The 14,478-nt window shown below is 51.4% G+C and carries 13 protein-coding genes and 1 pseudogene; 12 read left to right on the forward strand and 2 right to left on the reverse strand.

All coding sequences use genetic code 11. The annotated features are described in order from the left end of the window. Window positions 1-8: 8 nt before the first annotated feature. The 8 genes and pseudogenes from IE092_RS00930 to IE092_RS00965 all read left to right on the forward strand — a co-directional run. Window positions 9-383, forward strand: a pseudogene (locus tag IE092_RS00930) (EamA family transporter); the annotation flags it as partial. A 101-nt stretch (window positions 384-484) separates the two neighbouring features. Continuing rightward, window positions 485-1,612: a DegT/DnrJ/EryC1/StrS family aminotransferase gene (locus IE092_RS00935; RefSeq protein ID WP_189355136.1), complete on the forward strand. Its 1,128-nt coding sequence runs from the start codon at window positions 485-487 to the stop codon at window positions 1,610-1,612. Between the two features lie 18 nt (window positions 1,613-1,630). Continuing rightward, window positions 1,631-2,596, forward strand: coding sequence for a glycosyltransferase (locus IE092_RS00940; RefSeq protein WP_189355137.1), 966 nt, complete (start codon window positions 1,631-1,633; stop codon window positions 2,594-2,596). Next, window positions 2,596-3,498, forward strand: a complete 903-nt coding sequence (locus tag IE092_RS00945; RefSeq protein WP_189355138.1) for a formyltransferase — start codon at window positions 2,596-2,598, stop codon at window positions 3,496-3,498. The genes IE092_RS00940 and IE092_RS00945 overlap by 1 nt, the downstream gene beginning before the upstream one ends. Window positions 3,499-3,549: 51 nt before the next feature. Beyond that, window positions 3,550-4,590 (forward strand): bifunctional UDP-4-keto-pentose/UDP-xylose synthase, encoded by a 1,041-nt coding sequence (locus tag IE092_RS00950; RefSeq protein WP_189355139.1) that lies wholly within the window; start codon window positions 3,550-3,552, stop codon window positions 4,588-4,590. Window positions 4,591-4,597: 7 nt separating this feature from the next. Continuing rightward, window positions 4,598-5,533, forward strand: a complete 936-nt coding sequence (locus IE092_RS00955; RefSeq protein ID WP_189355140.1) for a polysaccharide deacetylase family protein — start codon at window positions 4,598-4,600, stop codon at window positions 5,531-5,533. A 58-nt stretch (window positions 5,534-5,591) separates the two neighbouring features. Continuing rightward, the gene (locus IE092_RS00960; protein ID WP_268249255.1) at window positions 5,592-6,074 is read left to right on the forward strand and encodes a peroxiredoxin; all 483 of its coding nucleotides are present in this window, start codon (window positions 5,592-5,594) and stop codon (window positions 6,072-6,074) included. A 108-nt stretch (window positions 6,075-6,182) separates the two neighbouring features. Next, window positions 6,183-7,919 (forward strand): PhoH family protein, encoded by a 1,737-nt coding sequence (locus tag IE092_RS00965; protein ID WP_189355141.1) that lies wholly within the window; start codon window positions 6,183-6,185, stop codon window positions 7,917-7,919. A 415-nt stretch (window positions 7,920-8,334) separates the two neighbouring features. Here the strand turns inward: IE092_RS00965 and IE092_RS00970 are convergent, their stop codons facing one another. Together IE092_RS00970 and IE092_RS00975 are read right to left on the reverse strand one after the other, a co-directional pair. After that, window positions 8,335-8,631: a hypothetical protein gene (locus IE092_RS00970; protein ID WP_189355142.1), complete on the reverse strand. Its 297-nt coding sequence runs from the start codon at window positions 8,629-8,631 to the stop codon at window positions 8,335-8,337. A 1-nt stretch (window position 8,632) separates the two neighbouring features. Further along, window positions 8,633-8,887, reverse strand: a complete 255-nt coding sequence (locus IE092_RS00975; RefSeq protein WP_189355143.1) for a hypothetical protein — start codon at window positions 8,885-8,887, stop codon at window positions 8,633-8,635. Window positions 8,888-9,756: 869 nt separating this feature from the next. Here IE092_RS00975 and IE092_RS00980 point away from each other — a divergent pair. The 4 genes from IE092_RS00980 to IE092_RS00995 are packed head-to-tail and all read left to right on the forward strand — an operon-like array spanning window position 9,757 to window position 14,477. Next, entirely contained in the window at window positions 9,757-10,266 is a 510-nt protein-coding gene (locus IE092_RS00980; protein ID WP_189355144.1) for a MarR family winged helix-turn-helix transcriptional regulator, read from the forward strand. A gap of 7 nt (window positions 10,267-10,273) precedes the next feature. Continuing rightward, on the forward strand, window positions 10,274-11,698 hold the full coding sequence (locus IE092_RS00985) for an efflux transporter outer membrane subunit (RefSeq protein ID WP_189355145.1): 1,425 nt from the start codon (window positions 10,274-10,276) through the stop codon (window positions 11,696-11,698). Window positions 11,699-11,748: 50 nt separating this feature from the next. Continuing rightward, entirely contained in the window at window positions 11,749-12,927 is a 1,179-nt protein-coding gene (locus tag IE092_RS00990; RefSeq protein WP_189355146.1) for an HlyD family secretion protein, read from the forward strand. After that, window positions 12,924-14,477 carry a DHA2 family efflux MFS transporter permease subunit gene (locus tag IE092_RS00995; protein WP_189355147.1) on the forward strand — a complete coding sequence of 518 codons (1,554 nt, stop codon included), beginning with the start codon at window positions 12,924-12,926 and terminating at the stop codon, window positions 14,475-14,477. The genes IE092_RS00990 and IE092_RS00995 overlap by 4 nt, the downstream gene beginning before the upstream one ends. Window position 14,478 lies beyond the last annotated feature (1 nt).

A 14,478-nucleotide genomic window follows, 5' to 3' on the forward strand; every position in this document is an offset into this window, starting at 1 on the left:
AATACGGATCAATGAATATTTCCACTTTTGGCTTTATTATCAGCGGCATTTTACTGAATGCGCTGGCGCAGCTTTTACTGAAAAAAGGAACCAATGCCATCGGCGCAATCCATCTGACTGCAGATAACTGGTTTGCAACCGGCCTTCAGGTCGCAACGCAGCTGCCGATTATCGGTGGTCTGAGCTGCTATGTGATTTCGGTAGTTGTCTGGATTATCGGGCTGTCGCGGGTGGATGTTTCGATTGCCTATCCTATGCTGTCGATCGGCTATATTGTGAATGCGATCGGTGCATGGTACTTCCTCGGCGAGGTCATGTCGGTACAGCGTTTGCTTGCGATCGGCGTGATTATTATTGGTGTCGCCTTGCTCGTCAAAAGCTGACAGGCATCAATTTGCCGCTTTTTTCCGTTTTTCAGGTGTGCAGACCCGCTTAATCTGACACCTTCTATGATGAATACCGGTTTTCCGGATGGGATATTTCCATGACTACAGAACTGAATTTTTTGCCTTTTACCAAGCCAACCATCGATGAGGACATGATTGCCGCTGTCGCGGATGTGATGCGTTCCGGTTGGCTGACCAGCGGTCCGAAAGTACAGGAATTTGAGGCAAAACTTTCCGAGTTTTTCGGCGGTCGTCCGGTGCGTACATTTAATTCCGGTACCTGCACCATGGAAATCGCGCTGCGTATCGCTGGCATAGGTCCGGGCGACGAAGTGATTACAACACCGAATTCCTGGGTTGCTACGGCAAACGTCATTATTGAAACCGGCGCAACACCGGTATTTGCCGACATTGATCCGCAAACCCACAACATTGATCTCGATAAAGTGGAAGCCGTTATCACGCCACGTACCAAAGCCATTATTCCGGTACACATGTGCGGCCTGCCATGTGATATGGATAAGTTGTACGCAATTGCAGAAAAATACAAACTGCGCGTGATCGAAGATGCCGCACAGGCAATTGGCTCGACCTGGAAAGGCAAGCGTATCGGCGCGTTCGGTGACTTTGTGTCTTTCAGTTTTCAGGTGAATAAAAACATCATGACCGGTGAAGGTGGTTGCCTGGTACTGAATACGCCGGAAGAAGCGAAACTGGCTGAGCGCTACCGCCTGCAAGGCGTCAGCCGCAGTGGTCTGGATGGTATCGATGTGGATGTGCTTGGTGGCAAATACAATATGACCGATATGGCCGCAGCGATTGGTCTGGGACAGTTACGCCGCCTTGAAGAATTTAACGCAAAGCGTAAAGCCCTGGCTGCAAAATATTTTGAATTATTTGGTGCGGACTTCACGACACAAACTGGTGCGGAATTGCCGGTCGCGGATTTTGAAAATTCCAACTGGCATATGTTCCATATTGTATTGCCTGAGCGCATTAACCGTGCTGAATTCATGCAGAAAATGCTGGATGTAAAAATCGGCCTCGGCTATCACTATCGCCCGATTCATTTGTTCACCTTGTACCGTCAGCGTGGCTTCACTGATGGCATGTTCCCGGTGGCGGAACGCGTTGGTAAGCAGATTGTGACACTGCCGTTATTCCCGGCAATGACAGATGCTGATGCAGAACGCGTGGTGTCTGCTGTAAAATCCTGCCTCTTTTAATATCCGGTACGCATCAGAATGAAACCAGAATTATCCGTCGTTATCCCTGTTTACAATGAAGAAGCAGGTTTGGCCAAGTTATTCGCCCGTCTCTACCCTGCTCTGGATAAACTTGCTGAGCGCGGTGTCAGCTATGAAGTCGTCTTTGTGAATGACGGCAGCCGTGACAACACACCGTTGATTCTGGCGGATCAGTTCCGCGCGCGTCCGGACGTGACGCGTGTTGTGCTGTTCAACGGTAATTACGGTCAGCATATGGCGATCCTCGCCGGTTTCAAGGCAACACGTGGTGATATCGTTGTCACACTGGATGCGGATTTGCAAAATCCTCCGGAAGAAATCGGCGCGCTGGTCGATAAAATGCGTGAAGGTTATGACTACGTCGGTTCGATTCGTCGCAAACGTCAGGATTCTGCATGGCGTACCTATGCGTCAAAGGCGATGAACCAGTTCCGCGAAAAGATTACCCGCATCAAAATTACGGATCAGGGCAATATGCTGCGCGCTTATGGCCGCAACGTGATTGATCTGATCAACCAGTGCAGCGAAGTAAATACCTTTGTACCAGCGCTGGCTTATACGTTCTCACGTAAACCGACGGAAATTACCGTTGAGCACGAAGAGCGTGCTGCCGGCGAATCCAAATACTCGCTGTACAGTCTGATTCGTCTGAATTTTGATCTGATGACTGGCTTTTCCATCATGCCTTTGCAATGGTTCTCCATGCTGGGCATGGTGCTGTCACTGTTATCGGGCGGACTGGTTGCCTTGCTGCTGATCCGGCGCTTTGCATTCGGCGCAGAAGCGGAAGGTTTGTTCACCCTGTTCGCAATTGCTTTCTTCCTGATGGGCGTGATTCTGTTCGGTATCGGCTTGCTCGGTGAGTATGTCGGACGTATTTACCAGCAGGTACGTGGTCGTCCGCGTTTTGTCGTGCAAACAATACTTGAGAGCGATGAACTGACTGAAAAGGAAGGCGTGTAATGACCAAGCCTGTTGCGGTTGTATTTGCTTATCACAATGTTGGTGTGCGCGGCCTGCGCACCTTGCTGGCGCGCGGCATCGATGTCGCTCTGGTCGTCAGTCATCAGGATAATCCTTCTGAGAATATCTGGTTTGAGTCCGTTGCAGCGCTGTGCGCAGAAAAAGGGATTCGCTGCATTACGCCGGACGATCCGGCAACGGATGATTTATATCAGACGGTCGCTGCATGCAATCCAGAGTTTATTTTCAGTTTTTACTATCGCCATATGCTGCCGGTCAGGTTGCTGGCACTTGCAAAGCGTGGCGCCTACAACCTTCACGGGTCCTTATTGCCAAAATACCGTGGACGCGTCCCTGTGAACTGGGCGGTTTTGCACGGCGAAACAGAAACCGGCGCAACCCTGCATGAAATGGCGGAGAAGCCTGACGCGGGCGCAATTATTGCGCAAACTGCGGTACCGATTTTACCGGACGACACAGCGTTTGAAGTATTCGGAAAACTCACCGTTGCTGCTGAGCAAACTCTGTGGAATGCGTTGCCCGGTCTGATTGCCGGAACTACAACCCGTTTGCCGAATAATCTGGCAGAAGGCAGCTATTTCGGTGGTCGTAAACCAGAAGATGGACGTGTGGACTGGTCTCAGTCTGCGCAGAACGTCTACAATTTACACCGTGCAGTCGCGCCGCCGTATCCGGGCGCGTTCTTTGATCAGAACGGTCAGCGCTTTGTTATTGGTAAGGCAAGAATAACTGACCGGGAAGTTAGAAATTTGCCGATTGGCTTGCAAGTGATAGATAATACGGTATTCGGTGTGTGCGGCGATGGTCGTGCAATCTGTATTTCCGAATTACTGCTGGATGGGAAGCCGGTTTCTGCGGATCAGCTCACAAAGCTGCTCTGAACCGTGTTTTACCCAAATCCCTGAGTAATCATTTTTTAAGAAGAACATACTATGAAAAAAGTCCTCATCCTCGGCGTGAACGGTTTTATCGGTCACCACCTGTCCAAACGCATTCTCGAAACAACCGACTGGGAAGTGTATGGCATGGACATGCAAACCGAGCGTCTGGGCGACCTGATTAATCACCCGCGCATGCACTTCTTTGAAGGTGACATCACCATCAATAAAGAATGGGTTGAATATCATGTCAAAAAATGTGATGTGATTCTGCCGCTGGTCGCGATCGCAACACCGTCTACTTACGTAAAACAGCCACTGCGCGTGTTTGAACTGGATTTTGAAGCGAATCTGCCTATCGTCCGTTCCGCTGCAAAATATGGCAAACATCTGGTATTCCCGTCCACTTCCGAAGTGTACGGTATGTGCCACGATGAAGAGTTTGACCCGGACCAGTCTGAACTGATCTGCGGCCCGATCAACAAACCACGCTGGATTTACTCCTGCGCGAAACAGCTGATGGATCGCGTGATCTGGGGTTACGGCATGGAAGGTCTGAACTTCACACTGTTCCGTCCGTTTAACTGGATCGGCGCAGGTCTGGACAGCATTCACACACCAAAAGAAGGCAGCTCCCGTGTTGTGACGCAGTTCTTCGGTCACATCGTTCGCGGTGAGAATATTTCTCTGGTTGACGGTGGTGCGCAGAAACGTGCTTTCACTTACATCGACGACGGTATCGATGCGCTGATGCGTATTATCGACAATAAAAACGGCGTTGCTTCCGGCAAAATCTACAACATCGGTAATCCGACCAATAACTACTCTATCCGTGAACTGGCACACATGATGCTGGATCTGGCTGCTGAGTATCCTGAATACGCAGAAAACGCGAAAAAAGTTCAGCTGATTGAAACGACTTCCGACGCCTACTACGGTAACGGTTATCAGGACGTGAAAAACCGCGTTCCGAAAATCACCAATACCTGCGAAGAACTGGGCTGGAATCCTAGCACCACGATGAAAGACACCATGCGCAATATTTTCGACGCTTACCGTTCTCAGGTAGCCGAAGCACGCGCACTGATGGATTAATCCACTGATGCCGGTTATTGCATTAAAAATTGATGTTGATACCTATCGCGGAACCAGAGAAGGCGTGCCGAATCTGGTCCGGATACTGAAAAAACATCAGGCCGGAGCAACATTCCTGTTCTCGCTGGGAAAAGACCACACCGGATGGGCGCTGAAACGCGCCTTCCGGCCGGGTTTTTTTCAAAAAGTTTCCCGTACCTCTGTCGTTGAACATTATGGTCTCAAAACCCTGATGTACGGCGTGTTTCTGCCCGGGCCGGATATTGGTCAGTGCCGCGAAGAAATGCATCTGGTACGCGATCAGGGATTTGAGTGCGGCATCCACACCTGGGATCACGTATTGTGGCAGGACGCAGTCCGCTACAAAGATGCAGCATGGACTCAGCGCCAGATGCAGCAGGCTGAGCGACGTTTCCGCGATATTTTCGGCTATGCCGCACCGACACACGGTGCTGCGGGCTGGCAAATGAACGGTGATGCATTCCGCCAACTGGACAGTGCTGAAATGCAGTATGCATCCGATGGCCGCGCGCTTTTGAATGACGATGGCTCACTGCGAAACCCCGCAACAGGTCCTTATCGCCTGAGCGTGGATGGCAAGACTATGCAATGTCTGCAAATGCCGACCACACTGCCGACGCTGGATGAGTTACTCGGTCGCGATATCGGTGACAAACAAATCACGACCGCCAATATCGCCGCGCACATTCTGAGCCTGACGGCAACGCCGCGTGACCACGTATTTACTTTGCATGCGGAACTTGAAGGTCAGAAACTTGCCCCCATCTTCGAGCAGCTTTTGTCAGGATGGAAAGCGCAGGGCTATGACTGCGTTTCGATGGAGCACTACTTTAAACAAATTGCAGATCAGGATTTTCCAACCAAACCGCTACTGTGGGACAGTGTGCCCGGGCGTTCAGGTGAACTGATTGCAGTGAACTGATTGGCGGGAAGTTTGTCAGCAATACACTTCCCCCCTCAGTTTCAACAAGGAGAAAACAGTGGCTGACAATACAATCGCGGTGAATTGCCCGATTCCCTCTTTTTCCGCACAAATGACCAGTGAAAAAGAATTTCATTTGTCTGAATTTGCCGGAAAAAATCTGGTGTTGTATTTTTACCCAAAAGATAATACCCCCGGCTGCACAACGGAAAGCATTGCTTTCCGCGATGCGCAAGCTCAGTTTGATGCGTATAACACCGTCATCGTCGGCATCAGCCGTGACAGTCTTCGCTCCCATGAAGGCTTTAAGAAAAAACTCGATTTACCGTTTGAGCTGATCAGTGATCCGGATGAAGCTTTATGCCAGACCTTTCAGGTGATAAAACTGAAAAATATGTATGGCAAGCAAGTTCGTGGCATTGAACGCAGCACTTTTGTCATTGACGCAAAAGGCGTGTTGGTGAAAGAATGGAGAGGCGTGAAGGTTGCAAATCACGTCGAAGAAGTTCTGCAATTCGTTAGCACACTGCCAACAGCTTGATTACAGACAATATCTTACTGCCGCCGCACTATCACAGCCAGCCGGAAACTCCGGCGCTGTCAGTGCGGTTTTTTATTTTCTGTCTCCTCACATTTTTCCGAGGTCCGTATGCCATTACCCAAGATGCCAACAAAACCGGCAGCCCTGCTGGCGCAAAAAGATTACAACGTGCCAGAGGCATCTGACACGAAGCCGGCCAAGGTGAAAGCGAAAGATACGCCGGAAAGCGCGCCCGCTAAATCCAGCGCTAAAAAAGCAGTCACACCGAAAGCAACACCGGAAGTGGTGGCTGCTCCGGTTGCAACACCGAATGCGGCGCAGGCCGTGGCGAAGAAAGCCAAGAAAACTATTGCTGAGCGCCCTGCCCCAGCTGCACCGGCGAAAGCAGAATCCGGTAACAAACCGAAATCGCAAATCAGCCGCGCGGCGGATAAATCCGGTCAGGCAAAAATGTTTGTACTGGATACAAATGTGCTGATGCACGATCCGACTTCTCTGTTCCGCTTTGAGGAGCATGATGTTTATTTGCCGATGATCACACTCGAAGAACTGGATGATCATAAAAAAGGCATGTCGGAAGTCGCGCGGAATGCGCGTCAGGTGTCCCGTTCGCTGGATGCGCTGGTTGCGGATATCGATCACCAGTCCATCGAAAAAGGGATTCCGCTGTCCAAACTGGGCAACCGCGATGCCGGCGGCAAACTGTATTTCCAGACCAAGTTATCTGAAATCACGCAGCCGGCAGGCTTACCGAAAGGCAAAGCCGACAACCAGATTCTGGGCGTGGTGCAGGCGCTGGAAGCGGAATATCCGGGTCGTCCTATCGTGCTGGTTTCCAAAGACATCAACATGCGTATCAAAGCGCGTGCGCTGGGTCTGGCTGCAGAAGATTACTTCAATGACCATGTGCTGGAAGACTCAGATTTGCTGTATTCCGGCGTTGTGCAGTTACCGGACGATTTCTGGAATAAGCATGGCAAAGGCATCGAAACCTGGCAGGAAAACAAAAACGGTATCAGTACCACCTTCTACCGCATTACCGGCCCTGTGATTCCCAGCCTGCTGGTGAACCAGTTTGTGTATCTGGAACCGAAAAACGGCGAAGCCGCGTTTTATGGTCAGGTGCGTCAGATCAATGGCAAAACTGCCGTTCTGCAAACCCTGCGCGATTACAGCCACGTCAAGCATAGCATCTGGGGCATTTCCGCCCGTAACCGCGAACAGAATTTCGCACTGAATCTGCTAATGGATCCGGAATGCGATTTCGTGACCCTGCTTGGTCAGGCTGGTACCGGTAAAACCCTGCTGGCACTGGCTTCCGGTCTGGCGCAGGTACTCGAAAGCAAAACCTATAACGAGATTATCGTTACCCGTGTGACCGTACCGGTCGGCGAAGACATTGGCTTCCTGCCGGGTACTGAGGAAGAAAAAATGTCGCCCTGGATGGGCGCGTTTGACGACAATCTGGAAGTGCTGAACAAATCCGACAACGATGCCGGTGACTGGGGACGTGCAGCGACACAGGATCTGATCCGTTCCAAGATCAAGATCAAATCGCTGAACTTTATGCGCGGACGTACCTTCGTGAATAAATTCCTGATTATCGACGAAGCGCAGAACTTGACGCCGAAGCAAATGAAAACGCTGGTCACCCGTGCAGGTCCGGGCACCAAAATCGTTTGTCTGGGTAACATCGCGCAGATCGATACGCCATATCTGACCGAAGGCTCCAGCGGCCTGACCTATGTGGTGGATCGCTTCAAAGGTTGGGCACACAGCGGTCATGTCACTCTGGCACGCGGCGAACGTTCACGTCTGGCAGATCACGCCAGCGAGATTCTGTAAGCTTTTTGTTTCCCGCTTAAAAACGCTGCTGCGGCAGCGTTTTTTTTCGTCCGTCAGTTTGCAAAGTACCGGCCGTGACCGCGAAAACGTCAGCGTCTAAACATCCGACCTTCCCTCCTCTTCGTAACGAATGCCGGAGCAGATCGTCTGTTACTTCCAGCCGGCAGCAAATTCAGATTTTTGAGCCAGAAAATGCCTTAAATGCGGACTTTGGCACAGCACCCCGGCTGTCGTCGGCAGAAAGTCTCGGTTTGCGGAAAATAGAGGTGACGATATTTGCATATATGTCAGAACTAACCGCCGATTTACGTTTTTTTTGCAGCAACTCGGTCATTCCCCTTTTGGCGTATTGCAATGCGCCCTGAAAGTCAACTGATGAGTCTCGCGGACACTGTGAACGGATAACAGAGCACTTTCACTCGTCCCGTCTAACTATTCCAGCTTCATGTTTGATTGATAAAAATTCAATTTTCCCAAAGTTCCGAAAAGAATCAATGTTTCTAAGCAATCCAAAATTTTTACTTTCAACTGTACTGCCATCTGCAATCGGAGTTAGCATTAAATAATCACTTTCAAATTTTAGCTTCACACCAAATGGTTTCTCATTTGAAGTGCCAATAAATTCAATATCTAAAATATTATGGTCAACAATCTCACGAAATGTTTTGCTTTTTGTGAAATCATAATATTCGTTATCAATTACTTCTTCCAACTCACAATTCCTCCATTTTACCCAGACGTACATGAAATTCCAAATGTGAGTATGGAAATTTAGGTTCTTCTTCAATTGTTACTTTAGGACTCCAATTATCTGCTTTATCCGTTGAAATAACATACATTTCCAATCTGCCATAAAAGCAAATGCCGATAGCTATACTCGTAGCAGCGTCATGATCTTCACCAAAGGGTGGCCACATAATCAAAAATAAATTTCGAATTCTCTCATTCAATAGCGCATTAAATTTCATATAAATTACCTAATTAAGTTCGGAGCCTTTTCATACCACCTATTTGATGTCTTTCCAATAACTGTAATAAACGTTCCATTAGCTTCGGTAACCACCGTTTTTCCGTTACTCACATACATCAACACGTTCTCATGTTGATGCCATTGCCTGTTGAAGCTCGGGCACCATTTTCTGCAACTGTTGAGCAGAATGTTCGCCAAAGCCTAAAACATCAGCGTGTTTAATTAAATGTCCTTTAGCATTTTTTCCAAATAACAAATCACAATTTGAATTATGCACCCAAGCCCCACCCAATCCAGCAAAGTAAGTATGGAACCCCTCTACCTCAAAGTTAAAGGTATGCTGCTAGGCAGGTCTGTGTCCAGCCCGTAGGGCGCGCTGCAATACGTCTAATCCCCCGTTATTTTGCTGTTTTAACATCAAAATGCGGTGTTCAGCGCAGCAACCCGGTGGTCGTCGGCAGAAAGTCCGGGCTTCCGAAAATACGTGATGACGATAATTGCACAATCGTGACTTCAGGAAGGCCGCTTTCTGACATGGGAGCGCAAGAATGTCATTCGTATTCGTCTCCAGAGTTTTCCTGAGAGGCCAACACCACAGGCCGGTAGCGCGCGAATTTGAAGTGCTTTTCTAAAGATGGCTGGGGCAGCGGCTGATAACTGCCGGCTCCTGTTCTGCTCCGCAAGTCAGCAAATCCGAGAAATAAACGAAATAAGTAAAAGATAGGCGTAATTAATCGAAAAAGCAGTGCATTTCAGGTCGGCGCTCGCGCATGTATGCAGAAATTACTGAAAAATCGCCGCTCTCTGCACAAAAAATAAAACTGATGTAGACTATTGCCTAGTCAATGAATTTCCGGAGGGAATGATATGCAGCAAGCACCCAAGCCGCTGGAGTTTGATGTCACACAGGTGGAAAACAGTGTCGGTTATCTGCTGGCACGCTCGCGCACCATGCTGTCGCGTTCTGTGGATCAGGCACTCAGTCGCGCAGGTATTACCCATGCGCAGGGCAGCATCATGATTTCGCTGTCGATGAATACCAATGTCACGGCGGCCACGATGGCGCGTGAACTGTTTATCGATCCTGCAGCGCTGAAGCGCTCGCTCGATAAGCTGGAAGAAAAAGGTCTGGTACGCCGTGTGGCAGATCCTGCTGACCGCCGCACGCTGAAGCTGGAACTCACGGAAACAGGCCATGAAGTGGCGGTCAGCCTGCCGCCTTTGTACCGCGAAGTACTGGATGTGGCGCTGGATGGCTTTACACAGGAGGAACTGGGTTTCCTGAAATGCCTGTTACGTAAGCTGCTGGCAAACCGTCCGTTACTGGATGCCAGAGATTTTAGTTGTCAAGGCAACGAAAAACCAAGCAATGAATGAGTGATTTATGAATCCGAACAAACCAGTCAAATTGAAACCCGCACTCAGCGTTCTGGCCGTGGCCAGCGTCTTGCTGCTGAACGGTTGCGCAAACTTTCAGGGAATTTCCCCGCAAGCGAAGCTGATGCAGGTTCCTGAAACCACTGCGCAGAACGATGCTGCATGGGATGCAGTGCAATGGCCGCAGCGCATCGGCGGTGAGTCTCTCGCGCAACTGATTGCAACCGGCCTGAAAGACAACCCGGGCATCGATATGGCACGCACCCGTATCAGCGCCGCTGCAACTTCAGAAGCGCTGGCACGCGCCAGCACCCTGCCTTCCGCAGGTTTGCAGGCAGAAAGCACTTATCAGCGCTTTACGGAAACCGGCATGATCCCGCCGCCGCTGGGTGGCACCTGGGATACCAATAATCAGGTAACGGTTGGCGTCAAATACGATCTGGATTTCTGGGGCAAGCATCAGGCTGCGTTGAAATCGGCCGTCAGCCAGAAAGCCGCCACCGAAGCAGAATTAGCCGCTGCCCGTATGAGTCTGGCGGCAGCGATTGCATCGCAATGGGTGCAACTGAATCACCATGCGCAGGCACTGGAACTGACAACGACACAGCTAAAACTGCGTCAGCGTATCAGTGAATTATCGAAAGCACGCGCCAAAGCCGGTCTGGAAAACCAGACGGAAATCCGCCAGAACGAACTGAGCGAATCTGCGCTGCTGCAAGAAATTCAGCAATGGAAAGACGGTATCGACAGCGCAAAGCTGCAACTGGCTTTATTGCTGGGTAAAACACCGGATTACGCCGCCAGCATTGCGGTACCGGCTGCATCGGTACAGGGTCTGACGCTGCCACCGGAAAATCTGCCGCTGCATCTGATTGCCCGCAAACCGGAAATCGTTGCTGCGCGCTGGCGCGTTGAGGCGGCAGATGCCGGTATCGCGCAGGCAAAAGCGAATTTTTATCCGGATATCAATATCAGTGCATTTGCCGGTCTGAGCAGTCTGGGACTGGATCATTTGCTGAAATCCGGTAGTGCGATTGCCGGTGCTGGTCCGGTGCTGTCTTTGCCAATTTTTGATGGTGGTCGTCTGCGTGCCAGCCTGAGCCGTAACGTGGCCGAGTATGACACGGCGGTCTACAGCTATAACCAGTCCTTGCAAAGCGCCTTCAAAGATGCTGCAGAGCAAGTCCAAAGCCTGCAAAAACTGAATGAGCAGCGCAAGATCGCAGAATCTGCGCGGCAATCCGCAAATCAGCTGCAGCAACTGGCAACGCTGCGTCAGCGCGCCGGTACCGGCACTGCCCTGCCCGTCCTGCAAGCGGAAATCAATGAAGTCGGCCAAAAGAAAAACCTGAACGACATCCAAAGCAAGATGACGCTTTCTCAGATCGCCCTGATCCGCGCTATTGGCGGTGATGTACCGGCCGCAAACTGAGCCAGCAGCAAGAACACTGATATCAATTAAGAAAAAATACGGGAATACAGATGAATACCATGCAAGAAAACGAACAGCCAGTTCCATCCAACGGTCGCAAAACCCGCCTGCTCTTCGTGACTGCCGTTCTGGCGGTTGCCGGTATCGGTTACGGCGCTTACTGGAAAACCGTGCTCAGCAAATATGAGCAAACCGAAGATGCGTATGCGGCAGGCAATGTGGTGCAAGTCACACCGCAAATCGCCGGTACTGTACTGGCGGTCAATGGCGACGATACCGAATACATCGAAGCAGGCAAACCGCTGATCGCGCTGGACAAGACCGACAGTAAAGTCGCGATTGAACAAGCCGAAGCGCAACTGGCACAGGCGGTGCGCGAAGTGCGCGTGCTGTTTGCCAATAACGCCGGTTTGCAGGCGATGGCAGATGCCCGCGCGGTGGATGTTGAACGTGCCAAAGCAGATTTGTCGCGCCGTCAAGGTCTGGCGAATACCGGCGCGATCTCTGCGGAAGAAATCGAACATGCAAAAACCAGTCTGAAAGCAGCGGAAGCGGCACTGACTGCGGCGAAAGATCAGCTCGCTTCCAATAAAGTAATGACCGACAACACCAGCGTGGCTCAGCATCCGAATGTATTGCGTGCTGCAGCGCGTCTGCGCGAACTGCTGGTGCAGGAAAGCCGCACGGTGATTCCGGCACCGGTTTCCGGTTACATCGCTAAACGCGCGGTACAGGTTGGCCAGCGCGTGGCACCGGGTACGCCGTTGCTGTCTGTCGTTCCGCTGAATTCGCTTTGGGTGGATGCAAACTTTAAAGAAGGTCAGATCACCAAAATGCGTATCGGTCAGCCAGTCACGCTGCATGCAGATCTGTACGGCGACGACATTACTTACCACGGCAAAATTGCCGGTATGTCGGCCGGTACCGGTTCTGCGTTTTCTCTGTTGCCAGCGCAAAACGCCACTGGTAACTGGATTAAAGTCGTGCAGCGTATTCCGGTGCGTATCGCTTTAGATCCGAAAGAACTGGAGAAAAACCCGCTGCGCGTTGGCTTGTCCATGCACGTACAGGTTGATATTTCTGACCAGTCTGGCAAACCAGTTGCGGTGACTGCTGCGGATAACAAAACAACGGTGTATCAGACTGCCGTGTTTGATCACGCAGTGGCCGATGCTGACAGCCGTATTCAGAAAATCATTCGCGAACATTCCGGCGCAGGTAAATCATGAGCCAGCAAGCACACATCCATCACCCGCCCCTGAAAGGGGGCGAGCTGGCGATGGGAACGCTGGCCTTGTCGCTGGCGGTCTTTATGAACGTGCTGGATTCGTCGATTGCCAACGTATCGATTCCGGCCATCTCCGGTAATCTGGGTGTGTCGCCGCAGCAGGGAACCTGGGTGATTACCTCGTTCGCGGTGGCGAATGCGATTTCGGTGCCGCTGACCGGCTGGCTGACCATGCAGTTTGGTCAGGTGCGTTTATTCATGACTTCGGTATTGCTGTTCGTCTTGTCTTCATGGCTGTGCGGTATGGCACCGAATATCGAAACCCTGATCGTGGCGCGGATTATTCAGGGCGCCGTGGCTGGCCCGATGATTCCCTTGTCGCAATCCCTGTTGCTGGCCAGTTATCCGCCCGCGAAAAGTTCGATGGCACTTGCATTATGGGGGATGACCACGCTGGTCGCGCCGATTGTCGGGCCTTTGCTCGGCGGCTGGATTTCTGACAATTACAGCTGGCCGTGGATTTTCTATATCAACGTGCCGGTGGGCTTATTCACTGCATGGGCAACCTGGTCGATTTATCACAAACGGGAATCGGCGGTGCGTAAAATTCCGGTCGATAAAATCGGACTGGCGCTGCTGGTCATCTGGGTCGGTGCATTGCAGCTGATGCTGGATAAAGGCAAAGAACTGGACTGGTTCAATTCCGGTGAAATCGTGTTGCTGACCGTGATTGCGGTAGTTGGTTTGGTGTACTTCATCATCTGGGAAAACGGCCAGGACCATCCTGTTGTGGATCTGAGTCTGTTCAAAGGACGCAATTTTGCCTCCGGCGTGCTGGCGATTTCCGTCGCCTACGGCTTGTTCTTCGGTAGTCTGGTGATTATGCCGCTGTGGTTGCAAACCCAGCTCGGTTACACCGCCACCGAAGCCGGTAAAGTGATGGCGCCGGTCGGGATTTTTGCGATTCTGCTGTCACCGGTCATTGGTAAATTGCTGCCGAAACTGGATGCGCGCTGGGTTGCGACCACCGCCTTCCTCGGTTTCGCACTGGTGTTTTTCCTGCGGGCCCGCTTCAATACCGAAGTGGATACCTATAACCTAATGGTGCCGACGCTGATTCAGGGCGCGGCGATGTCGATGTTCTTTATCCCGCTGACCTCGATTATTTTGTCCGGCCAGCGTCCGGAAAAAATTCCGGCGGCCTCGGGTTTATCGAACTTCGTCCGGATTATGTGCGGCGGTATGGGTGCATCGATCATGACCACGCTGTGGGATAACCGCTCTACCCTGCACCACGCAAGGCTGACCGAATCCACCGGCTATGCGTCCAGCCAGTTTGTACTGCAGGCAGACAACCTGCACCGCGCCGGTATCGGTGAGCAAGCGGCCTACGGCATGATAGACCGCACAGTGTCGGTACAAGCCAGCACAATGGCTGCCACCGATATCTTCTGGATGGCGGCGTGGATGTTCCTCGGTCTGATCTTCTTCGTCTGGATGACCAAACCTAAGCGCAGTGGTGCTCCGGTGGATGCAGGCGGCGCTCACTGAT

The organism is Cognatundibacterium squillarum, from assembly GCF_014652435.1.
Lineage (GTDB): Bacteria > Pseudomonadota > Gammaproteobacteria > Burkholderiales > Burkholderiaceae_D > Undibacterium > Undibacterium squillarum.

Excerpts from the sequence above, each read along its gene's own strand:
- IE092_RS00985 (WP_189355145.1), top strand. The coding sequence starts at position 10,274 with ATGAATCCGAACAAACCAGTCAAATTGAAACCCGCACTCAGCGTTCTG.
- IE092_RS00945 (WP_189355138.1), top strand. The coding sequence starts at position 2,596 with ATGACCAAGCCTGTTGCGGTTGTATTTGCTTATCACAATGTTGGTGTG.
- IE092_RS00955 (WP_189355140.1), top strand. The coding sequence starts at position 4,598 with ATGCCGGTTATTGCATTAAAAATTGATGTTGATACCTATCGCGGAACC.
- IE092_RS00965 (WP_189355141.1), top strand. The coding sequence starts at position 6,183 with ATGCCATTACCCAAGATGCCAACAAAACCGGCAGCCCTGCTGGCGCAA.
- IE092_RS00950 (WP_189355139.1), top strand. The coding sequence starts at position 3,550 with ATGAAAAAAGTCCTCATCCTCGGCGTGAACGGTTTTATCGGTCACCAC.
- IE092_RS00980 (WP_189355144.1), top strand. The coding sequence starts at position 9,757 with ATGCAGCAAGCACCCAAGCCGCTGGAGTTTGATGTCACACAGGTGGAA.
- IE092_RS00940 (WP_189355137.1), top strand. The coding sequence starts at position 1,631 with ATGAAACCAGAATTATCCGTCGTTATCCCTGTTTACAATGAAGAAGCA.
- IE092_RS00975 (WP_189355143.1), bottom strand. The coding sequence starts at position 8,887 with ATGAAATTTAATGCGCTATTGAATGAGAGAATTCGAAATTTATTTTTG.
- IE092_RS00990 (WP_189355146.1), top strand. The coding sequence starts at position 11,749 with ATGAATACCATGCAAGAAAACGAACAGCCAGTTCCATCCAACGGTCGC.
- IE092_RS00935 (WP_189355136.1), top strand. The coding sequence starts at position 485 with ATGACTACAGAACTGAATTTTTTGCCTTTTACCAAGCCAACCATCGAT.
- IE092_RS00995 (WP_189355147.1), top strand. The coding sequence starts at position 12,924 with ATGAGCCAGCAAGCACACATCCATCACCCGCCCCTGAAAGGGGGCGAG.